Below are 22,210 nucleotides of genomic sequence, written 5' to 3'. Positions count from 1 at the left end.
GCCGGTCCGTCTGGCACAGACTCCTCCGCCATGGGGAATCTGGGGGTGGCGGTGCTGTGGCGGGCCGCCTATCTGCGGGCGGTTCGCTCGGCGTTCGCGACGGTGCCGTTCTACCGCGAACGCTGGGCACTCGACGGCCGCGAAGATCCGGTTCTGGTGCCCGGCCGGACCGGCACCGACGGCGGCGCGGCGCCGCTCGCCGAAGCCCTGCACAAGGTCGTCGACCTGGTCCCGCTGGCAGGCGGCACCCAGCGGCCCGAACCCGCCCGCGGGCTCGGCCGGGTGCTGCGGACAGCGCGCGCGCCCGGGCGCGGCAGCCTGGTCGTCCTGCTCGGGCCCGACGGCCTGCGCCCGCCGTCCGACCTGCCGAAGGGGGTACGCGGCTGTGTCACCGACCCGGACTCACCGTCGGCGGCGGTGCTCGGCGAGGTGACGGCGGTCCTCCGCCGTGGCCACCGCGTGCTCGCGGTCGGCGAGGACAAGGCGATCACGACGTTCACCGCCGCGGTGCCCGCCGAGCTGGAGCACCGCGTCGAAGCCGTGCCGCAGCGCGAACTGGACTCCCTCGACGCCGGCCCGTACGGCGTGCTGCACGACCCCGCGCTCGGCTACCTCGGGGCGCTGGGCCCCTGCGGCCGGTGGCACCTGGACTGGCCGCACGTCTACGCGCGCCGGACGTCCGCCGGGCTCGCGATCACCTTGCTGCGCCAGGATTCCCCGCGGTTCGTCGACGTCGTCCCGGCCGGCGGCGTGCGCGGCGAGATCGCGTCCTGCCCGCGCCACGGCACCCCGGTGGTCCTCACGTGAGGTTCGACTTCCACGATCCGCGGGTGGATCCCGCGCCCGCCCGCTGGGCCGAGTTCTTCCGCGCCGCGCGGCTGCACCCGGTGTGGGACTACGACGTCATGGGCCTGGAGGCGTGGGGCGCGCGCAACCCGCAGCTGCTCGTCGTCGCGGTCGAGGGCGGCGAGATCGTCGCCGCGCTGTCGGTCATGCTGTGCCGCCCGCGGGTGTCGCCGCGGTTCGGGCCCGCGCCGGGACGGCGGCCGCTCGGCCCGGTGTGGGCCGAGGTGTACCAGCCGTGGCTGAGCGGGTTCCCCGGGATCGTGTTCGCCCCGGACTTCCGCGACCGGACCGCGCTGGTGCGGGAGTTCGAACGGCGGCTGGTCCGCCACCTCGGCCCGGGCCTGCTGGGCGTGGTCTACCGCTCGATCGGCGCGGACCTCGCGGCCGGAGTCGACGGCCGAGGGCGTGTCGTCAAGCGCGTGGATCCGACGACGGTGCTGGAAAACCGGTTCGAGTCCGAAGAGGACTGGCTCGCGACCCTGCCGAGCGCGCGGCGGTCGGCGTTGCGCCGCCGTCGCCGCCGGATCGCGGAGAACCCGGACCTGGTGGTGCGCAGCGGCCCCGGCCGCGACGACGTCGACAGCGCCGTCGTCGCCGGGCTCATCCACGCCCACCGGGCGCGGTACGGGAAGCTCAGGATGGACACGCGCACGGTGCCGTCGGCCGGGTTCCTGCACCGGTTCCTGCGCCGACCGGACGTGCACACCCTGACCTACGCCACCGCCGACGGCAGGCTGCTCGCGGTCAACACGCTGCTCGACCACCCGGACAGCCCGACCATGCAGCACTGGGCGGCGGTGCCGCTGGCCGAGCGCGGTCCGGCAGGCCTGTACTTCGATTCGTACGTCCACGCGGTGCGGCTGCTCACCGAGCGCGGGGCGAAGGAGCTGTCGGCCGGGCGCGGCATGGTCGAGCTCAAGGAGCAGCTGGGCTTCCGGACCCGCACCCTCTACACGGCCGCGGTGCCGCGGCCGGTGCTGGGCCGATGACCTGGACGGTCCGGGTGCTCGACCCGCGGATGGATCCCGAGCCGCCCGGCTGGGCCGCGTTCCTCCGCGCCCAGCAGGCGCCGCTGACCTGGGACTACGGCCTCCTGCGCGAGGAGTCGCGGGACACGCCCAGCCCGGACCTGCTCGCCGTGGTCACCGACGGGGAGGAGCTGGCCGGCGCGGTGCTCGCCATGCGGTGCCGGGTGGGCCGTGGCGGGCTGTGCCGGCTGGAGGTGCGGCACGCCTGGGCGCCCTGCCACCCGCCGTGGCTGTTCGCCGAGGAGCTGGACGCGGCCGCGTGCCGGGAAATCCTGCGCCGGTTCGAGCGGGCCGCGTGCCGGTTCGCCGGTCCGGGCTGCCTCGGTGTCGTGTACCGCGCGATCACGCCGGAGACGGCCGGGCTGGTGTCCGGCTGGGGCCGGTCGGTCCGCGAAGTCCAGCCAGACCTGGTGCTGGAGAACACCTTCACCGACGTCGGCGACTGGCTGGCCTCGCTGAGCCGCAACCGGCGGTCGAGCCTGCGCGGCCAGCTGCGCAAGATCGCCGCGGACCCCGGGGTGGTCGTCCGAGCCGGGACCGCACGCACCGACCTCGACCCGGCCGAGCTGGCGGCCATGCTGCGCGCGCACCGCGAGGCCAAGGGACCGCTGAAGTTCGATCCCCGCGGCCCGGTCACCGCGGGCTACCTCGGCGCGCTCGTCCGCCGCCCGGACGTCGTCACGACGACCTACCACGACGGGCACGGACGGCTGCTGGCCTTCACCGACCTGCTCGACCACCCGGTGCTGCCCCTGCACCAGCACTGGGCGGCGCTGCCGCCGTCCGAGGGACGGCCGAAGCACCTGTACTTCGACGTCGTCGTGCGCGGGGTGCGGCACATGATCGAGCACAACCGGAAGTTCCTGTCGCTGGGCGGCGGGGTCACCGGGCTCAAGGTGTCGCTGGGGTTCACCCCGCGCCGGATGGTCGGGGTGGTCGTGCCGAGGCCGGTGATCCGGTGGTGATCGACGTCCTGGACCCGCGCTACGACGCGGAACCGGCGTACTGGGCGGCGTTGCGCGAGCGGGCCGGGCTGCGGGCCGACTGGAGCTGGCCGGTACTGGCCACCCAGGCGTGGGCCGCGCGGACCCCGCAGCCGGTCACGGTGTTCCGGGACGGTCCCGAGCCGTGGGGCGTGGTCGCTGCCGCGTGGGTCACCGGCCGGACCCGCCGGTACCGCTTCGCGGGCAGCGGCCGCGGACGGCTCGGCGGGCTGGTCGTCCGGGCGCCCGGCGTCAGCTCCCTGCCCGGCTGGTGGTTCGCCGGTCCCGGTGGCGGGCTCGACTGCCTGCTCGACGCGTACGTCCCGGCCATGCGGGCGGAACTCGGCCCGGGGTTCCGCGCGATGCTGGTCCGCCAGCTCGGCGAGCCGGCGGGCGGCGGGCTCCGGCTGGTCCGGCGCACCGAGGACGTCGCCGTGCTCGACGTGGCCCGGTTCGGCACCCGCGACGACTGGCTGCAGTCGCTGGCCAGGAAACGGAAGCAGAACCTGCGCAAGATCTTCCGCACGGTCGACGCCGACCCGTCGATCGAGGTGCGGCTGATGCCGGGCCGGGAGGCCGACCCGGTCGCCGTCGCGGAGGTCCTGCGGCACAACGAACGCAAGCACCGCGACGTGCCGATCGTCGCGCTGCCGCACTTCACCGGTTACCTGACCGCGCTGCTGCGGCAGCCGGACGTCTTCGTGGCCGAGTACCGCGACCCGGCCACCGGCAGGCTGCTGGCGGCCGGCAGCGTGCTCGACCACCCGCGGCTGCCGATCGCCCGGCACTGGGGCGCGCTCGCACGCGAGGACGGCGGGCGGCCCAATCTCTACTTCCACTTCTACGGCGAAGTGGTGAAGTGGGCGCTGGCAGCCGGGCGGCCGTCGGTGCTGTTCGGCAAGGGCATGGCCGAGCTGAAGGCCACCCTCGGCGCGCGGCTCGTGCCGCAGTACGCGGCGGCCGTCCCGGTGCTACCTTCCCGGCGTCACGCCTAGCAGCAGGAGCCGCCATGCCGATGATCAGCGTTGCCATGTTCCCCGGCCGCACGCCCGCCCAGAAGAGCGCCCTGGTCCGCGAACTCACCGACGCGTTCATCCGCACCTGCGGCGGCAAGCCGGAGGGCGTCCAGGTGACGCTGGTCGAGATCGGCGCCGACCACTGGGCCACCGGCGGCGTCCTGCACTCCGACCGCTGAAACTCTGAAGGCCACCATCAGGGCGTTGGATGCTGTGATGGTGGCCTTCAGAGGCTTCGGGGTCAGCGCAGGCCGAGGGACCGCCGCGCGAAGTGGACCTCGATCGCCGTCTGCTTGATCGTTTCGGCGATGACCAGGGAGCCGTGGCCCGCGTCGTAGCGGTAGAACTCGTGGTGGAGGTCGCGGCCGCCGAGCCGGTCGAGGTAGTTCTCGATCTGGCGGATCGGGCAGCGCGGGTCGTTGTCGCCTGCCAGCACGAGCACCGGCGCCGTCACGGCGTCGACGTACGTGATCGGCGAGCACTCGCGGTACACCGCGGGCACCTCCTCCGGCGACCCGCCGAAGAGCGCGCGGTCGAACGAGCGCAGCTGCTCCATCTCGTCCTCGTACGCGGCGACGTAGTCGGCCACCGGCACCCCGGCGATGCCCGCCGCCCACCGCGACGGCTGGGTGCCGAGCGCGAGCAGGGACAGGTAACCGCCCCACGAGGCCCCGTTGACGACGCACTTCTTCGGGTCGCTGAGTCCACTTTGGATGGCCCAGTCGTGTACCGCGGCGACGTCCTCCAGCTCGGTCAGGCCCGGCCTGCCCTCGATGGCGTCGCGCCAGGCCGAGCCGTAGCCGGTCGACCCGCGGTAGTTGACCTCCACCACGGCGAACCCGGCGTCGAGCCAGGTCGCGCGGTAGGCGGAGAAGCGGTCCTCGTCCGCCGCGTGCGGGCCGCCGTGCAGGGTGAACACCGTCGGCAGCGGGCCGTCCGGCGCGCCCGCGGGCCGCGAGACCAGCGCGTGGATCCGCCCGCCGACACCTTCGACGAACGCGTCGGTGACCGGCTCCGACCCCGGCGCCCGCTCACCCGGCGGTTCGAGCAGCACCGCGTCGGTGCCGTCCGCGGTCCGTGCCCGAACCGCGGCGGGCTCGGCGGCACTCGACCACGAGTACTCGATCGTGCCGTCCGGCCGGACGCCCGCGCCGCCGATCCGGCCGGGCGGAGTGTCCACAGCGGACAGTTCGGCGGTGTCGAGGTCGTACCGGTACAGCGAGCTGCGGCCCTGGTGGAAGTGCACGACGAGCAGGGCGCGCGCGTCCGGGTACCAGCCCGCGACGACCTCGCCGGGCAGGTCCAGCTCGATCTCGGTCTCGGTGCCGGCCCGCACGTCCCAGACGAGCAGCTCCTCGCGACCACGCCGTTCGTGCAGCACGAGCAGCCGCTGGTCGCCGGGCAACGGGGAGAACTCGAGCGCGGAGAGGCCCTTGCCCTCGCCGTCCCACTTCTCCGCGACGGTGCCGAACCCGTCGGTGGCGAGCACCCGCAGCGCGGGGTGGCGCGAGTCGCCGTGCTCGGAGTGCGAGATGGCGATCAGGCTTTCGTCCCGCGAGAGCGAGGCGATGCCGGCGTCGTCCGGATGGCTGTAGAAGCGGTGCGTCTCGCCGCCGATCCGGGCGAACAGCTCGCTGCCGTCGTCCGTCGAGACGCCGATCGCGACGACCCGCGCGCCGATCTCGAGGCCGGCCGGGTAGCCGTCGTGGACGTCCGGGACGGCCTTCTCGGGCCTGCTGCCCTCGGTCGCGGCGAACGGCTCGCGCACCCAGGAGCCGAACTCGTCGCCGTCGGTGTCGTCGAACCACCAGATCCACTCGCCGTCCGGCGACGGCGTGGCGTGCAGGGTGCCGTTGGGCCGGTCGGTGACGCGGCGGTGCTCGTCCGTCGCGCGGTTCCAGGCGTAGACCTCCCAGACGCCGCTGGCGTTGGAGACGTAGATGTTGGCGTCGGGGGCGTCGCGGGCCCATTCGGGCACGGAGATGCGCGGGGCGTGGAAGCGGGCGCGCCAGCGGGCCTCGGCTTCGGCGTCGTCGAACAGCCGGTCCGGGACCACCGCGGGCGGATATTGGTTGGCTGACTGGGTGCTCACCCCTCGATCCTGCCACCTTCTGGCCGTACTGTGTGCGGGGTGCTGGAGGGTTACGCGCGAGACGCGGTTTCGATGACGGCCGCGCGCACGGCTGCGGAGCGCGCGACGTTCGCCCAGCCGCTGTTCCGGCCGGGCATGTGGGTGCTGGACCTCGGCTGCGGCCCCGGCTCGATCACACTGGGCCTGGCGCCGGAGTCCCGGGTCCCGGCGGCGGACCGCGGCGACGGCCACGCGCCGCTCGCGTGCCGGGCCGCCAGGTCCACAGTGGACTTCGTGACGGCCTCGCCGTACGACCTGCCGTGCGCCGACGCGAGCATCGACGTGGCGTTCGCGCACGCGTTGTTCGAGCACCTGGCCCGTCCCGCGGACGCGCTGGCGGAGCTGCACCGAGTCCTGCGCCCCGGCGGCAGGCTCGCCCTGTCCACATCGGACTGGAGCAAGGCCCGCCTCCGCCCGAAGACGGCCAACGTCGACGCGGCCCTGCGCGGCCACCACCTGCTGCGCCGCCGAGCGGGCGGCGACCCGTTCGCGGGAGGCAAGATGGCCCAGCTGTGCACGGCGGCGGGCTTCACGGAGGTGGTGGCCCGCGCCCGGTACCGGGCGGACATGACCTACCGCGACCTGGCGAAGTACGTGGAGGCCCGCCTGGAGGCAGCGATCGCGGAGCCGGGCCGCGACCGCGACCAGCTGGCAAGCGCGGCCCGCTCGGCATGGGTGTGGACGCGCGGCGGGGACGGCGACTTCAGCCAGTGCTGGGTCGAGGTGACGGCGACCAGGCCGTGAAACCGCCTCACGCCACGGTTACGGCGATGCCCGGGAACGCAGGGGGGTCCAGGGCGGCGAAGCCCCCTGGCGGGGGTCTGGGGGTTCGACCCCCAGAAGACGCCGAGAGGGCCAGCGTGGTTGGCGTTTTCAGCCAACACACCGGCCCTCTCGGCTCTCTCGTCGGGGTGGCGGGATTTGAACCCACGACCTCCTCGACCCGAACGAGGCACGCTACCAAGCTGCGCCACACCCCGAGGTACTGCTTAACGGGTCGTGGAGAAGTCTAGCGGACGCTGTCGCGGGCTTTTCGGGGGGCCACCTTTCGCGGTCCGTCGGCGCCCGATCCGCGCGGGACCAGCGTCAACAGGCTGGCCTCCGGCGGGCAGGCGAACCGCGCGGGCGCCCACGGCGAGGTGCCGAGCCCGGCCGAGACGTGCAGCCACATGTGCGCCCCCCAGCGCGACGCCCCGCGGGCGCGGCTGCGATCCAGGTCACAGTTGGTGACGATGGCGCCGTAGCCCGGAAGCCGGAGCTGGCCGCCGTGGGTGTGGCCGGCGAGCACGAGGTCGTAACCGTCGGTGGCGAAGGTGTCGAGCACCCGCGGCTCCGGCGAGTGCGTGACCCCGATCCGGACGGCGGCGCCGCTGTCGGCCGGGCCCGCGATGTCGGCGTAGCGGTCCCGGCGCAGGTGCGGATCGTCGACCCCGGCCGCGAACACGCGCTGCCCGCCGACGTCGATGGTGCGCCGGACGTGCGTGAGATCGGTCCAGCCGTGCTCGACGAAGGCGGCACGCAGGTCCCGCCACGGCAGCTGGACGCCGTGGATGCGCTTCTTCTTGCCCTGCGGCATGAGGTACCGGGCGGGGTTCTTCGGCTTGGGCGCGTAGTAGTCGTTGCTGCCGAAGACGAACAGGCCGGGCCGGTCCAGCAGTGGCCCGAGCGCGCGCAGCACGGCGGGAACGGCGGTCCGGTGCGAGAGGTTGTCCCCGGTGTTGACGACGAGGTCCGGATCCAGCTCGTCGAGCGCGGCCACCCACCGCTGCTTGCTGTGGTGCCCGGGCAGCATGTGCAGGTCCGAGACGTGCAGGATGGTGAACGGCCGCGCCCCGGGCGCCAGCACCGGCAGCTCGGCGGTGCGTAGGGTCCAGTGCCGCCGTTCGATGCCGACGGCGTAGCCGAGGGTGGCGACACCAAGGGCGAGAGTCCCCGCTGCGAGGCGCTTGACACGCGTCGCAGACCCTCCGTTGTTACTGAACGTGTTCACAAAGCCAGGATACGTGTTCGAATGTGTGAGGGGGTACGCCGGTGCGGCGTCATTACCCAAATGACGCAGCGTGGCGCTCGGCTACCTTCGGTAGTGACTAGGGGCAGGAGGGCAGCTCTTGAAGCTTGATGCTGCTCTCGTTCCGGACCGGCAGGGTGATGTCGTACTCGTAGCAGGGGTCGACCGAAATCGTGCCGAACGCGCCAGAGGTGGCCACGTGGAACGACGCGATCACCACGATCCCCGAGTCCGGCCTGCGGATTTCGTGCACTTGCCCGATGGATCGCCGCGTGGCTTGCTTGATTTCGTCATCCGTCGGGGCACTTTCACGTGCTGCGGACGCGAGGCGTCCCACCGCGCCGTGAGCTTGCACATCCGCGGCGTCCGCGGCGTTCTTGAAGGCTCGATCGTTCAGGTCGGGCGTTCCGAACGTGATCCAGAGGACGATCGCCGCGACGAGGGGTATACCGAGCCCGAGCAGCCAGGCGATCCTGGCCGCTCGGGGACGTTTGCTGCCGGTCTTCTCAGTCACGAACCGTGGTATCCGATCGTCGTGAGCGTGTTCTGGGGAACCCGAGTGTACCCGCTCGGCAATTCGCGAATTCCTGAAATGAACGAGGAATTCGGTTAAGAGCGGCTTCGCCGACGCCTTCCGGAAAATCCAAAATGTCGGCCACCTTAAAGCTTCTCGTCACTCGAACGGCTGATTGATCAAGTGTTGTGCAGCGTGGGTAACTCTTGCCAGGAAATGCGGCCTTCGAGCTCGCGAACCAGGGGAGACTGAATGACGAAATTCCTGCGGCCATTGGCAGCTGTCGGTGCCTCGATGCGGCTGATGGCCTCCACTGCGGGCGTCGCGGCGGCATCGACGGAAAGCGTTTACACGTGCGGCTTCCAGTCCTCGCCCTGGTGTGCGCTGACGCTCGCGAACGTCAACGAGCGAGCCCAGCCGACTTCGAAGTCGGCGTACGTCGCCACCGTCGCGAAGGGGGATGCCTTCGAACTCTGGTGCTGGTCGGAAGGAGAGTCGATCAACGGAGACGACATCTGGTACTACGGCTCGCCGAACGTCGAGCCGCCGGACCGCCCGGAAGGCTGGGTGACCGGGTACTGGCTGGACACCGGCCACGACCCCGCGTCCCAGATCAGCCACTGCTGACGGAGGCGCAACAGCAGCGGGGCGGGAGGTGCCACACCTCCCGCCCCGCTGCTTCGGCTCGAAGCTAGCGCGCGCCGCCGCCCATGTACTGCGGATCAGGCTGCGGCAGGTCCATGACCGGCTGGCCCTCCATGATGTTCTTCATCGCGCCGAACCACGTGCGGGCCGGTGCCCGGCCACCGAAGATGTTGCCGGTGGGGCACACGTGGACTTCGTTCTGGACCTGGGCGTCGCAGATGCCGCCCTGTCCGCCGCCGAACTTGAACGTCATCGCCGCGCCCGCCATCTGGGGAATACCGGCGACGAACGCCGCCGACGCGTTGAGCTGGGTGGTTCCGGTCTTGCCGATCATCGGGCGGTCCCAGTTCACCGCTCGGGCCGCAGCTGCCGACGTGCCACCTGTTTGGTCGTCCTTGGACAGGCCGACGGCCAGGGTGTTGGCCAAGCCTTCGGGAACGGCTTGCTCGCACGGCGCTTCCTTGACCGGCACCGGCTTCCCGTTGCGATCGGTCACCGCCGCGATCGGCGTCGGCGGGCACCAGACCCCGCCCGACAGGATGGTGGCGGCCACATTGGCCAGTTCCAGCCCGCTGACCGGGCTCACTCCGAGGGTGAACGAGCCGAGGCCGGGGCTGTTGTCGTGGGGCCCGTAGAACTTGGCTTGCGTGTCACGCAGCTCGGCCTTGCTGGCGTTGGGGTCCGGAGTGCGGCCGGCCGCGTTGGTGGCCATCGTTTCGCGCAGCCCGAGACGGTGCGCCATGTCGACTGCCGGGCCGGTGCTGCCGATCCGATCCTCCAGCTCGACGAACGTCGTGTTCGGCGACGTGGCGAGGGCGGTCTGGATATTGGCGCCCGAGATCTTGCTGTAGTCGCCGGCGTTGCCCACGCAGTACCAGTTCGAGCGCAACGGCGGTCCGGTCGGCGGGCAGGTCTTCGGGCCACCCGCGAACACGCGGGAGGTGTAACTGTCCGGAATGTCGACCGGGGAATAGATCCCGACGATGCCCTTCTCCATCGCGGCGGCCGTGGTGAAGATCTTGTACGTCGACCCGGCGCCACCGGTGTTGTAGACACCCGCGGGCAGCGTGTACGTCGTCTGCCCCGCCGCCTGGTCCTGGCCGTAGTCACGGTTCGCCGCCAAGGCGACCACCTCGTGCCGGTTCTTGCCCGGCTTCACCAGTGACAGCGTGTTCGCCACGTACGGCTGGGTCTTCTTGACCTGGGCCTCCGCCGAGGCCTTCGCCGCGCTGTTGGCGCGCTTGTCCAGCGTGCTCTTGATCGTGTAGCCGCCCGTGTAGAGCTGGTCCCTCGTCAGCCCGGACTTGAGCAGGTAGTCCTCGACGTACTGGCAGAAGAAGCCGTCCTCCGGGCCCGCTCCGATGCAGTTGGCCGGGGGCTTCTTCGGGGTGTCCGGGACGACGCCCAGCGGCTCGGCCTTGAAGCGGTCCGCGTCGGCCTTGGCCAGCTTCTTGTTGTCGACCATGCGGTCCAGGACCAGGTTGCGGCGCGCGGTGGCCTTGTCCGGGTGCTTCCACGGGTCGTTGTTGATCGGGTTGTTCACCAGGCCGGCCAGCAGCGCCGCCTGCGGCACCGTGAGCTTCTCCGGCGTCGTGTCGAAGTACGCGTGTGCGGCCGCGCCGATGCCGTAGATCTGGCGGGAGAACTCGACGATGTTGAGGTAGCCGGCGAGGATCTGCTGCTTGGTCAGCTTCGTCTCGAGCTGGATCGCGATCCGCGCTTCCTTCAGCTTGCGGGCGATCGACTGCTCCTGAGCCTTCTTCTGGCCGACCGTGTCGCCCCGGTAGACGACGTTGATCAGGTAGTTCTTGACGTACTGCTGGGTCAGCGTCGAGGCGCCCTGGGTGTCGGCGCCGGTGCTGTTGCTGACCGCCGCGCGGAGCGTGCCCTGCCAGTCGACGCCGTGGTGCTCGTAGAACCGCTTGTCCTCGACCGAGACCAGGGCCCACTTCATGGCCTCGTTGATCTGGTTCTCGGTGATCGGCAGCCGGTACTGCTCGTACAGGGTGGCGATCGGCGAGCCGGTGTTGTCGGTGATCGTCGTGACCAGCGGCGGCGGGATGTCGGCGAGGTCGGAGGAGGTCTTCTCCACCGTCTCGCTGGCCTGGTTGGACATGACGCCTGCCGCCCCCACGACCGGGAAGAGCATGCCGGCGACGAGCACCCCCGCGAGCAGACAGAGGCCGATGAGCTTGAACAAACCATCCGCTTTTCGCACGAAGGCCAGCCTACGCGGAACCGGTAGGGCGCCGGTGACGCCCTGTCTCCACCGGTGTGACTTCAGTGACAAAACCGACCCCCTTCGGTGACATCTGGTAACGGAAGGCATGCTGGGTCTCGACGGGGGGAACCGAGGGCCCCTACAGTCCGTCAACGTCTCACGAAGAAAAGCCGACGGATGGATCAACGCGAGTGGGAGCTCGCCTGGTCCGAACGGCGGCACCGGCACCGGGGAGGTGCCCGGGTAACCGACGTGAGCAGAGGGAGACACGCTCGCGGGGGCAGGGAGCGCAGTGCCTTTCCCCGCTGGTGCGTCGATCACCAGGGTAGGGAGCTGGGGGTATGGAAACCAACCAGTCGAGCTGGCGAATCAACGCGTCCTGCCGGGACGCCGATCCGGACGGCCTGTTCGTCCGGGGTGCGGAGCAGAACCGGGCCAAAGCGGTCTGCATGGGCTGCCCGGTCCGCACCGAATGCCTCGCCGAAGCACTCGACGGCCGGATCAACTTCGGTGTCTGGGGAGGCATGACCGAACGGGAGCGGCGGGCGCTGCTGCGCCGCCGTCCCGACGTGGTGAGCTGGGCGGACCTGCTCGAAGCGGCCAAGCGGGACGCACAGGAGCGGGTCAAGGTCGGCTGAGCGGGTGCGGGCGGTGCGGACCTGCTGCCGCGCCGCCCGTGCCGCTCAGCCGGGGCGCCACTTTCACGTGAAAGTGGCGCCTTCAGCCGGCGAGCTTCACGCCGATGTCGCGCAGGCCTGCCAGGTCGTGCACGTCACCGGCCAGCGCGGGCACCCGGGCCAGCGCCACCTCGGGGTGCGCCCGGGTGAACCGCGCGAGCAGCCGTTCTTCGCGCGCCGCCAGGTCGACGCGGTCGGCGTGCAGCCGCAGCACGGCCTCGGCCAGCGGCGCGTTCTGCAGGTTCTCGGCCGCGGCCAGCGCCTCGGCGGCCGACAGCGACGCCAGCACCGGGTGGGTCCGGTTCGCGATCAGCCCGGCCAGCGGCATCGACTCCGAGGACAGCCGCTCGACGAAGTAGGACGCCTCGCGCAGCGCGTCCGGCTCCGGCGCGGCCACGACCAGGAACGACGTTCCCGACGAACGCAGCAGCTCCGCCGTCTTGCGGGCGCGCTCGCGGAAGCCGCCGAACATGCTGTCGAACGCCTGCATGAACGCCGACGCGTCGGTCAGCAGCTGGCCGCCGATGATCGTCGACACCGCCTTGGCGAACATCGAGAACCCGGCGTTGACGACCTTGCGCAGGCCCCAGCCGCCTGCCTTCGCCGGCCCGGTCAGCAGGCGGATCATCCGTCCGTCCAAAGCGGACGACAGCCGCGTCGGCGCGTCGAGGAAGTCCAAAGCGGACCGGCTCGGCGGGGTGTCGACGACGATCAGGTCCCACTCGCCGGTCGCCGCGAGCTGGCCGAGCTTCTCCATCGCCATGTACTCCTGCGTGCCGGAGAACGACGTGGAAATGGTCTGGTAGAAGGGGTTCTGCAGCAGCTGCTCGGCCCGTTCCGGCCCGGCGTGCACGCGCACCATGTCGTCGAACGTGCGGCGCATGTCGAGCATCATCGCCCACAGCTCGCCCTTGGGCTCGAAGCCTTCGACCTGCACCTGCTTCGGGTGGTTGCCGAGTTCGCGCAGGCCGAGGGCCTGGGCGAGGCGCCGGGCGGGGTCGATGGTCAGCACGACGGTCTGGCGGCCGCGCTCGGCCGCGCGCAGGGCCAGCGCCGCGGCGGTCGTCGTCTTGCCGACACCGCCGGAGCCGCAGCAGACGATCACGCGGCTTTCCGGGTCGTCGAGCAGCGCGTCGATGTCGATCGTGGTCACAACCGCACCCCCTGGTCGGTCAGGGCCTCGGCCAGGTCGTAGAGGGCGGCGACGTCGATGCCGTCGGTCACGTCCGGCAGTTCGAGGGTCGGCAGGTCGGCCTCGGCGAGCTGCTCGCGCGCCCGCTGCTCGGCGGCCACCCGGACGGCGTGCTCGACAGTTTCTTCCACGAGTGCGTCCAAAGTGTCGTCCGGCAGCTTCAGCCCGGCCGACGCGAGCCCGGTGCGGACGCGGGAGGCGTCGACGCGGCCGTCCGCGGCGGCGGTCACCGAACGGGCGGGCAGCCGCGGCGGCCGGACCCGGTTGACCAGCACCGCGCCCGGGCGCAGGTCGGCGCCGTCCAGCTCGGCGACGGCCTCGACGGTCTCGCGGACCGGCATCTCCTCCAGCAGCGTCGTCAGGTGCACGACCGTCTCGCCGGAGTGCAGCAGCCGCACGACGCCCTCGGCCTGGCCGCGGATCGGGCCGGTCTTCGCCAGGTCGGTCAGCGCCTTGGTGACGTCGAGGAACTTGACGACCCGGCCGGTCGGCGGCGAGTCGACGACGACGGCGTCGTAGGTGTGCCGCCCGTCGGACTCGGTGCGGCCGACGCACTCCTTGATCTTCCCGGTGAGCAGGACGTCACGGAGACCGGGCGCGAGCGTGGTCGCGAACTCGATCGCACCCATCCGCCGCAGCGTCCGGCCGGCGAAGCCGAGGTTGTAGAACATCTCGAAGTACTCGAGCAGCGCGGCTTCGACGTCGACGTGCAGCGCGCGCAGCTCACCCCCGCCGGGAACCGCGGCAATGCGCTGCTCGGCGTAGGGCAGCGGCTCGGTGTCGAAGAGCTGGGCGATGCCCTGACGGCCCTCGACCTCGATGAGCAGCACCCGCCGGCCTTCGCGGGCGAGCGCGAGCCCGAGCGCGGCGGCGAGCGTGGTCTTGCCGGTCCCGCCCTTGCCGGTGACGAAGTGCAGCCGGGCGCGGGCAAGCTCGTCGGTCCAGCCGGCATGGGGATTGGTCACTTCTTCACCCTAAATCAGCGCTCAGCTCGCCAGCAGCATGACGCTGACCGCAGCCGTGACGGCCGCCACGAGCACTCCGGTGACCAGCGCGGGCAGCACGGTGAGGGTGAGGACGCCGAGCACCAGAAGCAGGGTGAAGGTGATCACCCCGCTGAGGGCGACCTGGCCGGAGTTCTGCGTCCGGTCGCGCACTTTCGCCATGACGACGAGCACCAGCGGGAGGCCGGCCGCCGCCAGCAGCGCCGTCATGACCACGCGCCAGGTTTCCACGCCGCTCACGCTAGCGGTCGCCAGAGCGCCCCAATGTGGCCTTCGGTGCTCCATCCATGCCCCCGCCGCCGCCCTCAACGGAGGCGCTCCGCGCCGCAGTGCTCATTCAACGCACCGAAGGCCGCCTTGGGTGCTCCACCCATGCCCCCGCCGCCCTCAACGGAGGCGCTTCGCGCCGCGGTGCTGATTCAGCGCACCCAAGGCCACCTTGGGGCGTTGGGGACGAGCGTGAGATGGGCCACAGCCCGGCGCGTCGTGAGGCGTTTTCCGGCGGCCGTCCCCGCCGCTCTTGCCCGCTTGGCTACGCTCCCGGTTCATGAGCGCCACGAAGTGGGAGTACGCGACCGTCCCCCTCCTGATCCACGCGACGAAGCAGATTCTCGACCAGTGGGGCGAGGACGGCTGGGAGCTGGTCACCGTGCTGCCGAACCCGAGCGGCGAGCAGCACGTCGCCTACCTCAAGCGTCCGAAGGGCTGACCCCGTGAGCTGGAGCGAACGGCTGAAGGAACTCGGCATCGAGCTGCCCGGCGTGGCCGCCCCGCTGGCCGCGTACGTGCCCGCGGTCCAGAGCGGGAAGCACGTCTACACCTCCGGCCAGCTGCCCTTCGTCGACGGCGTGCTCGCCGCGACCGGCAAGGTCGGCGCGGAGATCAGCCCCGAAGAGGCGAAGGGCCACGCCCGCACGTCGGCGCTCAACGCGCTCGCGGCCGTGCACGCGCTGGTGGGCATTGACAACGTCGTGCGGATCGTCAAGGTTGTCGGCTTCGTGGCTTCCGCGGAGGGCTTCACCGGTCAGCCCGCGGTCGTCAACGGCGCGTCCGAGCTGCTCGGCGAGGTCTTCGGCGACGCGGGCATCCACGCCCGCTCGGCCGTCGGCGTCGCGGAGCTGCCGATCGGCTCGCCGGTGGAGGTCGAACTGATCGTGGAGGTGCAGTGATGGACCCGGACATCGAGCAGTCCACCCACGAGCTGCTGCTCCGGCTGGCCGGGCGGCTGCCCGACCAGCTGCTGTGGCGGTTCCGCGACTGGCTCGGCGAGGGCGCGATGGGCACGCTCGCCCGCACCCTGCCGAGGTCTTTGCTTAAGCACAGGATCGACCTCGACCAGACGGAGTACCGCCTGCTCGTGGCCGGGCTCATCCCGCACGGCGCCGACTGGCACCAGGTCAGTTCGACCCTGGGGGTAGACGACGTCAGCGAGAACCGGTACACATTCACGTCGAGTGCGCCCGAATGGGTTAACTCGGTCGACTCCGTTTCCGTGCTGATCCACGCAACGTTGCGAGGACGGCCGGATGTGGGGGAAGTGCGGCAGAGCTGGCGACACCTTGGTGTGGTCGGCCAGGGAACGGCCAAGCGTGTCCTGCTGATCACCGCGCTGAACGGTCTGCCGAGGCTGACCGGCGAACTGCAGCGGGTGCTGCGGGTGCTGGGGGACGAAGAACCCAGTGTCGAGGTCATCCCGCCGCGCTTCGACCTGCCCGGGTACCACCGGGCCGCGCTGGCCGACTCGGAGCTGGTCTGCGTGGGCGCGGTCGCGGGGACCCGGCTAGTAGCCGCTTAACGCTCGCCCGCCAGCGAGCTGGGAGGGAGCAAGGCAATGGTGGAGGTCCACGACGGCCCGCCCATGGACGGGTTCTCGGTGCCCCTGCGCCTGCACAACCTGTTACTGGCCCTGGCGGGCCGGATCGACGACAGCGCGCTGACCGAAGCTCGCGAGCTGATCGCCCGTGCGCACATCGACGAGGCGGTCGAGCTGACCACCGGCACGCTCATCGCGGGCCGGATCCCGGTCAGCTCCGCCGAGCAGCGCGAGCTGGCGCTCGTGCTGGAAATGAGCCGGTCGGACGCGACGCTCGCGAACGACCTGCTGGTCGACGAGACCGAGCCGGTCAACACGCACCGGTTCAGCGGCGAGAACTCCCCCGAGTTCGGCATCGCCGAGGCGCTCGACCGGACCCTGCAGGTGCTGCCGGACGTCCGTTCGGTGCACGCGGTGTGGCGCAACACCCCGGCCGGGAGCGTGCCGGGCGCGCTGCCGCAGCGCGTGGTGCTCGTCGAGCTGGGGCCGGAGGGCAACCCGCCTGCCGTCGCGTTCCGCGTCGACACGGCGCTGCGCCGGGCCGGGATCCACTCCGTCGTCGAGGTCAGCGGGCCCGGGGTCGCGCACTCCGAGTACCACCAGGCCGCTTCGGCGGCCGCGTCGCCGGCCTGGGTGACCGGGAGCGCGACGTCGGCTTCGTCGTCGTACCGGCCGGAGCCTGCCAAGCCGTCGGCCCCGGCGGCCTCGCCGGAACCGGTCGCGGAGTCGGGCAGCAGGCACAGCATGCGGTCGAGCAGCACCACCACGACGTCGCCGGCCGAGCCGGTCGCCCCGGTGGTGCCGATCGTGACGCCGCAGCCGTCGTCGGAGACGCCGCGCAAGGCGCGCTCGGAGACGCGGGCGGAACGCACCGCCGACCTGACCCCGGCCGAGGTCGCCCAGCTGCGGCAGGCGCTGGCCGAGGATCCGGAGAAGGGCCGCGAGATCGCCGCGGGCAAGCCGTCGATGCACGAGGTCGTCGAGCTGCCCGCGCTGGACCTGGACGACCCGAGCCTGAGCGAGCGCGACCGGGCGCTGCTGCGCGAGCTGCACGCCGAGCTGGCCGAGCGCGAGCGGGCCGAGGCGGCGAAGATGCGGCTCAACGGCGCGTCCCGCTCCGGCGGCGACCAGCGCGGCTGGACCGCCCCCTAGGTTTCCCGGCGCAAGGGCGGCACTTTCACGTGAAAGTGCCGCCCTTGCGCTGTCTGGGATGCCACAAGTGCGCGACGGGACGTCGGGTGGCGGAGGTATGTTGCCCGGGTGGAGCAGCCAAAGGAGTTTGTCTTCGACATTCCCGTCGGCGCGGGGGTCGCGACGCGCGCCAACGCCGACGGCCCGCCGGCGACGCCGAAGGACGCGGCCACGGTGATCCTGGTCCGGGACGGCGCCGACGGCGTCGAGGTCTTCCTTCAGCACCGGGTCAAGGGCATGCCGTTCGCGGGCGGGATGACCGTCTTCCCCGGCGGCGGCGTGGACACCCGGGACGCGGACGCGTCCGTGGCGTGGGCCGGGCCGGAGCCGTCGTGGTGGGCCGCGCGGTTCGGGTGCGACGACGCGCTCGCGCGGGCCCTGACCTGCGCGGCCGTGCGCGAGACGTTCGAGGAGTCCGGGGTGCTGCTCGCGGGTGGCGCGGACACCGTCCTCACCGACGTCACGCCGTACGCGGCCGCCCGCCAGGCCCTGGAGACGCGCGAGGTGTCGCTGGCCGGGTTCCTGGCCGACGCGGGCTTGACGCTGCGCGCGGACCTGCTGCGCCCGTGGGCGCACTGGATCACGCCGGAGCAGGAGCCGCGCCGGTACGACACCCGCTTCTACGTCGCGAAGCTGCCGGAGGGCCAGGAAGCCGACGGCGCGACGTCGGAGGCGTCGGCCTCGGGCTGGCAGCGGCCCGGCGACGCGATCGCCGACGCCCGCGAGGGCCGCCGGATGCTGATGCCGCCGACCTGGCTGACGTTGAGCGAGCTGGCGCAGTTCGCCACCGCCGACGAGGTGCTGGCCGCGCCTCGCGAGATCGTCCGGATCGCGCCGACGCTGATCCGCGAAAACGACCACGTCCGAGTCGTCCTGGAGCCGCGATGACCGCCCCCGCCTACGGCGTGCTGCGCCGCGTCACCGAGACCGCCTCGGTGCTGCTGGAGAACAACCCGTCGTCGATGACGCTCGAAGGCACCAACAGCTGGGTGCTGCGGGCGGCGCCGGACGCCCCCGCGGTCGTCGTCGACCCGGGCTACCGCGACCTCGAGCACCTGGAACTGCTCGCCGGCGTCGGCGCGGTCGAGCTGATCCTGCTGACGCACTTCCACCCCGACCACGCCGAGGGCGCGCCGTGGTTCGCCGAGTGCGTCAAGGCGCCGGTGCGGGCGTTCGACCCTGCGCTGTGCATCGACGCGTCGTCCTTTGTGGACGGTGAGGAGATTTCCGCGGGCGGCCTTTCGATCCGCGTGCTGCACACGCCCGGGCACACCGACGACTCGGTGTCGCTGGTGCTCGACGGCCAGGTCCTGACCGGCGACACCATCCTCGGCCGCGGCACCACGGTGCTGCACGACCTCGGTGACTACCTGCGCTCGCTGCGGAAGCTCATCGAGCTGCCGCCGGGCACGGTGGGGCTGCCCGGGCACGGTCCGGAGCTCCTCGATCTGCCCGCGACCGCGCGGGAGTACCTTTCGCATCGGGAACAGCGGCTGGACCAGGTGCGTTCGGCCTTGGAGACGCTCGGTGCGGACGCCACCCCGCGCCAGGTGGTCGAGGTCGTCTACGCCGACGTCGACCGGGCGCTGTGGGCGCCCGCCGAGCTGAGCGTGCAGGCGCAGCTGGACTACTTGCGGTCGGAGGAGAAATGAGCAACGTCGAGGTCGAGTTCTACTGGCGGCCGGGGTGCGGGTTCTGCGCCGCACTGGACCGGCCGCTGTCGAAGAGCGGCTTCAACATCCGCAAGATCAACATCTGGGAGGACCCGGCGGCGGCCGCGCGGGTGCGCGAGGTCGCGAACGGCAACGAGACGGTGCCGACGGTGATCGTCGGGTCCAAGGCGATGGTGAACCCCTCCTTCGCCGAGGTCGAGGCCGCGGTCAAGGCCGCGTCCGCGGACTGAGCGCGGCCCACTTCGGGCTGGGCCGCTTTCCGTGCAGGAAGGCGGCCCAGACTTCGCGTAGCCCGGTTTCGTTTTCTAGCCCCTTCGGGGCGCCTTCGAGCATCGGCGCGTTCCAGACGTCGTGCGTGCCGAAGAGGAACGGAATGTCCAGGCAGTGGCAGGCGCCGAACCGGTTGCCCGGGGCCTGCCAGTCGAAGCGGTAGGCGAAGGCGTCCAGTTTCGCGGCGAGCTTGTCGTCGAAGAAGAAGCCGTTCGTTTTCTCGATCGCTTCTTGCGGCGCGTCCGGGACGAAGGTGCGGAGTTCTTCCCGCGTCCAGCTGATGAGCGCCGATCCCGGCGGCGCGGCTTCGACGAGGTCGGCCGCGACGAGGTCGCCGTCGGCGACCAGCTGGAACGGCGGTTCGATCCCGGGCTTGCGGGCGGCCACCTTCAGCTGGGCTTCGAGGATCTTCTCCGTGGGTGCGGTCCGAACGTCTTCGCCAAGTTCTCCCTGTAGCAGCAAGGCGTTCTGCTGCGCTTCGTCCCGTGTGGACGGACGCATGCCCAGCGGTGCGCTCTGCAGGGCGATCCGCCTGACGAGACCTCGCGCGCGCGGCGCCGACCACAGGGCGAGCGCCGACTGGGCGCCCGCCGACTGCCCGCCGAGGGTCACTTCGGCGGGGTCGCCGCCGAACGCGGCGATGTTGTCGCGCACCCAGCCGAGGGCGGCGAGCTGGTCGGCGAGGCCGAGGTTCGGCGGCACGCCGTCGAGGGCGAGGAAGCCGAGGACGCCGAGCCGGTAGTTGAGCGTGACGACGACGGCATCGGCCTCGCGGGCGAGCCGCGTGCCGGTGTACCAGACCTGCCCGCCCGAGCCGCTGGAGAACCCGCCGCCGTGAATCCACACCAGCACCGGGCGCCTGCCGGTGGCCGACGGCGTGAAGACGTTGAGGGACAGGCAATTCTCGCTCTGCGGCAGCGGCATCGGTCCCAGCGCGTGCTCCAGCCGTGACGGCGGCTGCGGCGCGGCGGGCCCGGCTTCGAGCGCGTCGCGGACGCCGGTCCACGGCTTCGGCGGGACCGGCGCTTCGAAGCGTTCCGCGGTGGCGTAGGGGATGCCCAGGAAGGTGCCGTCCACGCCGCGGACGCGGCCAGTGGTGGTTTCGACGATCATCGAGCCTCCTCGAAGGACAGTGCGGCGCCGCAGGCGTCTTCGGCCCGGACGAAGAAGCCGCGGTCGTGGGTGGTGGTGGGAACGTGCTGCCCGACCAGCTGCCGCGCGTGCGCCAGATCGGTGACGGCGACGCCGTGCGCCGCGAAGTACGGCGGCTCTTTCGGGATTTCACCGGGCAGGACGGCATCGAGATCGCTCACGCCGGCGATGTCGACGAGCTGCCGTCCGCCGGTGATGACGGCGTAGCGCCTTTCGTAGGCGGCGACCTCGTCGTCGGGCACGACGAGCAGGACCCAGGCGACGGCACGGGCGCCGTTCGGATGGCCGAGGTAGCGCGGCTGGTGGACGTACTGCGGGGTGAGGTGCTCGGCGGTGTGCAGGATGCCTTCGGGTGTGCGGTCGCGTCCGATGTGGACACTGCGGAAGCGCGCGGTCCTGGTGCCTTCGGGCAGCTCGACGTCACGCTGCAGCTGCAGCACCCCCGAACTCGACAGCCCGGCTTCGCGGAGCCTGCGTTCGGCTTCGGCCGAGTCGTCGACGCCGAAGGAGCAGCCGTGCAGGCCGTCGCCGCGGGCGTCCAGGATGGGCAGCACGTGCCACGGGTCGCCGGCCTGCTCGTCGACGATGCCGATGAGTTCGAGGAACGAGCCGCCGAAGTAGGCGCAGCGGTTGGCCGTGCAGCTCGGCAGCAGCTCGCCGCCGTCGGTGCGGGACGCGAAGTGCCGCGACGGCGGGCTGAGCGTGAAGCCCAGTTCTTCGTAGCGCCGCCAGGTTTCCGCGTAGCGGCGGGTCAGGAAGACGGTGTGGTCGATGTTCACGGCACCAGGCTGGAGCTGTTCACCGTGGTGTTCCATTCACGCGGAAATCCTGCGCGGAATCCGACGTGACCTAGGCTGATCCGGTGGAATCCGGCCTGCTCGACGACCTGGACCGCGGTTTGCTCCACGCACTGCAGCTGGACGGCCGGGCGTCGTTCAGCACGATCGCGGCGGTGCTGGGCGTCTCGGACCAGACGGTCGCACGCCGCTACCGGAAGCTGCGCTCGTCGGGCGCGGTGCGGGTGGTGGGCGTGCCGGAGGCGGCGCCGCTGGGCCAGGTGCACTGGCTGGCCCGCGTGCACTGCGTCCCGGACGCGGCGGCGCCGATCGCGGCGGCACTGGCCCGGCGCGACGACACGCAGTGGGTGAGCCTGATGTCCGCTGGCACGGAGATCGTGTGCTTCATCCGGGCACCGCTGCGCGAGCAGGCGGACGGCCTGCTGCTGGGCCAGCTGCCCCGCACGCCCCGGGTGGTCTCGGTGACGGCGTACCGGCTGCTGCGCCGCTTCGCGGGCGGCCCGTCGGGCTGGCCGGGCCGCGCGAGCGCGTTGTCGGCGTCGCAGGTGGCGCGGCTGCGCCGTGTCCCAACCGGGGTTCCATACCACCCGGAGCCGAGTGACCCGGCCCTGCTGGCGGCCCTGGCCCACGACGGCCGAGCCGACATGTCGACATTGGCAGCGGCCTGCGGCCGGTCGGAGTCGACGGTCCGCCGTCGCCTCGAAGCCCTGCGCGCCTCGGGAGCGCTGTACTTCGACGTCGAGGTGGACGCGGCCCTCCTGGGCTACCCGCTGACGGCGACGCTCTGGCTGAGGGTGGCGCCCTCAGCCCTGGAATCGGCGGGGCGAGCGTTGGCATCGCACCCCCAGGTGGCCTTCGCGGCGGCAACAACGGGCCCGGCGAACCTGGTGGCGAACGTGGGCTGCCGCGACGACGCGGCCCTGTACTCGTACCTGGCCGACGACCTGGGTGGGTTGCCGGGGGTGCAGCAGGTGGAGACCGCGCCGATGATCCGGACGTTGAAGCGCTTCGGGACGGTGGAGCCGGTGTAGCGCGGGAGAGTGCGCGCG

25 protein-coding genes and 1 tRNA gene are annotated in these 22,210 nt (G+C 71.8%); 16 read left to right on the top strand and 10 right to left on the bottom strand.

Translation table 11 applies throughout. The features are described 5' to 3' along the window. Positions 1-30 precede the first annotated feature (30 nt). From ABJI51_RS08365 to ABJI51_RS08345, 5 genes are read left to right on the top strand one after another with little or no spacing between them, the layout of a single operon-like run. Positions 31-807, top strand: a complete 777-nt coding sequence (locus tag ABJI51_RS08365) for a hypothetical protein (RefSeq protein ID WP_348948896.1) — start codon at positions 31-33, stop codon at positions 805-807. Beyond that, positions 804-1,835, top strand: coding sequence for a GNAT family N-acetyltransferase (locus tag ABJI51_RS08360; RefSeq protein ID WP_348948895.1), 1,032 nt, complete (start codon positions 804-806; stop codon positions 1,833-1,835). The genes ABJI51_RS08365 and ABJI51_RS08360 overlap by 4 nt, the downstream gene beginning before the upstream one ends. Continuing rightward, positions 1,832-2,839 (top strand): GNAT family N-acetyltransferase, encoded by a 1,008-nt coding sequence (locus tag ABJI51_RS08355; protein ID WP_348948893.1) that lies wholly within the window; start codon positions 1,832-1,834, stop codon positions 2,837-2,839. Before ABJI51_RS08360 ends, ABJI51_RS08355 begins: the two co-directional genes overlap by 4 nt. Then, a complete protein-coding gene (locus ABJI51_RS08350) occupies positions 2,833-3,852 on the top strand; it encodes a GNAT family N-acetyltransferase (RefSeq protein WP_348948892.1) in 1,020 nt (339 codons plus the stop codon). Before ABJI51_RS08355 ends, ABJI51_RS08350 begins: the two co-directional genes overlap by 7 nt. A 14-nt stretch (positions 3,853-3,866) precedes the next feature. Beyond that, positions 3,867-4,052 (top strand): tautomerase family protein, encoded by a 186-nt coding sequence (locus tag ABJI51_RS08345; RefSeq protein ID WP_086679218.1) that lies wholly within the window; start codon positions 3,867-3,869, stop codon positions 4,050-4,052. A gap of 62 nt (positions 4,053-4,114) precedes the next feature. Here the strand turns inward: ABJI51_RS08345 and ABJI51_RS08340 are convergent, their stop codons facing one another. Continuing rightward, entirely contained in the window at positions 4,115-5,965 is a 1,851-nt protein-coding gene (locus ABJI51_RS08340) for a S9 family peptidase (protein ID WP_348948889.1), read from the bottom strand. Between the two features lie 39 nt (positions 5,966-6,004). Between ABJI51_RS08340 and ABJI51_RS08335 the strand changes: the two genes are divergently transcribed. Next, positions 6,005-6,748 (top strand): methyltransferase domain-containing protein, encoded by a 744-nt coding sequence (locus ABJI51_RS08335; RefSeq protein ID WP_348948887.1) that lies wholly within the window; start codon positions 6,005-6,007, stop codon positions 6,746-6,748. 162 nt (positions 6,749-6,910) lie between these two features. Here ABJI51_RS08335 and ABJI51_RS08330 read toward each other — a convergent pair. The 3 genes from ABJI51_RS08330 to ABJI51_RS08320 all read right to left on the bottom strand — a co-directional run bounded on the left by ABJI51_RS08330 (position 6,911) and on the right by ABJI51_RS08320 (position 8,526). Next, positions 6,911-6,984 (bottom strand) — tRNA-Pro (locus tag ABJI51_RS08330). Between the two features lie 29 nt (positions 6,985-7,013). After that, positions 7,014-7,994 carry a metallophosphoesterase gene (locus ABJI51_RS08325; RefSeq protein ID WP_348948886.1) on the bottom strand — a complete coding sequence of 327 codons (981 nt, stop codon included), beginning with the start codon at positions 7,992-7,994 and terminating at the stop codon, positions 7,014-7,016. Between the two features lie 97 nt (positions 7,995-8,091). Beyond that, positions 8,092-8,526: a hypothetical protein gene (locus tag ABJI51_RS08320; protein WP_348948884.1), complete on the bottom strand. Its 435-nt coding sequence runs from the start codon at positions 8,524-8,526 to the stop codon at positions 8,092-8,094. A 252-nt stretch (positions 8,527-8,778) separates the two neighbouring features. On the opposite strand from ABJI51_RS08320, the gene ABJI51_RS08315 reads away from it, so the two are divergent. After that, complete coding sequence (locus ABJI51_RS08315) at positions 8,779-9,153, top strand: hypothetical protein (RefSeq protein WP_348948882.1); 375 nt, start codon at positions 8,779-8,781, stop codon at positions 9,151-9,153. A 64-nt stretch (positions 9,154-9,217) separates the two neighbouring features. On the opposite strand, the gene ABJI51_RS08310 is transcribed toward ABJI51_RS08315, so the two are convergent. Next, the gene (locus ABJI51_RS08310) at positions 9,218-11,389 is read right to left on the bottom strand and encodes a transglycosylase domain-containing protein (protein ID WP_348948881.1); all 2,172 of its coding nucleotides are present in this window, start codon (positions 11,387-11,389) and stop codon (positions 9,218-9,220) included. 344 nt (positions 11,390-11,733) lie between these two features. Here ABJI51_RS08310 and ABJI51_RS08305 point away from each other — a divergent pair, with 344 nt between their 5' ends. After that, positions 11,734-12,030 carry a WhiB family transcriptional regulator gene (locus ABJI51_RS08305; RefSeq protein WP_348948879.1) on the top strand — a complete coding sequence of 99 codons (297 nt, stop codon included), beginning with the start codon at positions 11,734-11,736 and terminating at the stop codon, positions 12,028-12,030. Positions 12,031-12,112: 82 nt separating this feature from the next. Here ABJI51_RS08305 and bagB read toward each other — a convergent pair whose 3' ends face one another. From bagB to ABJI51_RS08290, 3 genes are read right to left on the bottom strand one after another with little or no spacing between them, the layout of a single operon-like run. Further along, the gene (gene bagB, locus ABJI51_RS08300; protein ID WP_348948877.1) at positions 12,113-13,222 is read right to left on the bottom strand and encodes an ATPase BagB; all 1,110 of its coding nucleotides are present in this window, start codon (positions 13,220-13,222) and stop codon (positions 12,113-12,115) included. Then, positions 13,219-14,226, bottom strand: a complete 1,008-nt coding sequence (bagA, locus tag ABJI51_RS08295; protein ID WP_348948876.1) for an ATPase BagA — start codon at positions 14,224-14,226, stop codon at positions 13,219-13,221. Before bagA ends, bagB begins: the two co-directional genes overlap by 4 nt. A 21-nt stretch (positions 14,227-14,247) precedes the next feature. Then, positions 14,248-14,496, bottom strand: a complete 249-nt coding sequence (locus ABJI51_RS08290) for a hypothetical protein (protein WP_348948875.1) — start codon at positions 14,494-14,496, stop codon at positions 14,248-14,250. Positions 14,497-14,812: 316 nt separating this feature from the next. Between ABJI51_RS08290 and sp36 the strand changes: the two genes are divergently transcribed. The 7 genes from sp36 (at position 14,813) to ABJI51_RS08255 (ending at position 19,172) form a co-directional block, all read left to right on the top strand. Further along, positions 14,813-14,974 (top strand): Sp36 family protein, encoded by a 162-nt coding sequence (gene sp36 / locus ABJI51_RS08285; RefSeq protein WP_003068074.1) that lies wholly within the window; start codon positions 14,813-14,815, stop codon positions 14,972-14,974. Between the two features lie 4 nt (positions 14,975-14,978). After that, positions 14,979-15,434, top strand: a complete 456-nt coding sequence (locus ABJI51_RS08280; protein WP_348948873.1) for a RidA family protein — start codon at positions 14,979-14,981, stop codon at positions 15,432-15,434. Next, a complete protein-coding gene (locus ABJI51_RS08275) occupies positions 15,434-16,060 on the top strand; it encodes a hypothetical protein (RefSeq protein ID WP_348948871.1) in 627 nt (208 codons plus the stop codon). The genes ABJI51_RS08280 and ABJI51_RS08275 overlap by 1 nt, the downstream gene beginning before the upstream one ends. A 36-nt stretch (positions 16,061-16,096) precedes the next feature. Further along, entirely contained in the window at positions 16,097-17,230 is a 1,134-nt protein-coding gene (locus tag ABJI51_RS08270) for a hypothetical protein (protein WP_348948869.1), read from the top strand. Positions 17,231-17,338: 108 nt separating this feature from the next. Continuing rightward, positions 17,339-18,157 (top strand): NUDIX hydrolase, encoded by an 819-nt coding sequence (locus ABJI51_RS08265; RefSeq protein ID WP_348948868.1) that lies wholly within the window; start codon positions 17,339-17,341, stop codon positions 18,155-18,157. Continuing rightward, positions 18,154-18,921, top strand: a complete 768-nt coding sequence (locus ABJI51_RS08260) for an MBL fold metallo-hydrolase (RefSeq protein WP_348948866.1) — start codon at positions 18,154-18,156, stop codon at positions 18,919-18,921. The genes ABJI51_RS08265 and ABJI51_RS08260 overlap by 4 nt, the downstream gene beginning before the upstream one ends. Continuing rightward, on the top strand, positions 18,918-19,172 hold the full coding sequence (locus ABJI51_RS08255) for a glutaredoxin family protein (protein ID WP_072475762.1): 255 nt from the start codon (positions 18,918-18,920) through the stop codon (positions 19,170-19,172). The genes ABJI51_RS08260 and ABJI51_RS08255 overlap by 4 nt, the downstream gene beginning before the upstream one ends. On the opposite strand, the gene ABJI51_RS08250 is transcribed toward ABJI51_RS08255, so the two are convergent. Continuing rightward, positions 19,150-20,325 carry a carboxylesterase family protein gene (locus ABJI51_RS08250; RefSeq protein ID WP_348948864.1) on the bottom strand — a complete coding sequence of 392 codons (1,176 nt, stop codon included), beginning with the start codon at positions 20,323-20,325 and terminating at the stop codon, positions 19,150-19,152. The genes ABJI51_RS08255 and ABJI51_RS08250 overlap by 23 nt on opposite strands. Beyond that, positions 20,322-21,143, bottom strand: a complete 822-nt coding sequence (locus tag ABJI51_RS08245; protein WP_348948862.1) for a VOC family protein — start codon at positions 21,141-21,143, stop codon at positions 20,322-20,324. Before ABJI51_RS08245 ends, ABJI51_RS08250 begins: the two co-directional genes overlap by 4 nt. An 83-nt stretch (positions 21,144-21,226) precedes the next feature. Here ABJI51_RS08245 and ABJI51_RS08240 point away from each other — a divergent pair, with 83 nt between their 5' ends. Continuing rightward, complete coding sequence (locus tag ABJI51_RS08240) at positions 21,227-22,192, top strand: Lrp/AsnC family transcriptional regulator (protein WP_348948860.1); 966 nt, start codon at positions 21,227-21,229, stop codon at positions 22,190-22,192. The last annotated feature ends 18 nt before the right edge of the window (positions 22,193-22,210 follow it).

The sequence above is a fragment of the Amycolatopsis melonis genome, from assembly GCF_040064235.1.
Taxonomy (GTDB): Bacteria; Actinomycetota; Actinomycetes; order Mycobacteriales; family Pseudonocardiaceae; genus Amycolatopsis; species Amycolatopsis melonis.
Note: the sequence above shows the minus strand (reverse complement) of the source record. Positions and strands in the feature narration are given on the sequence as shown.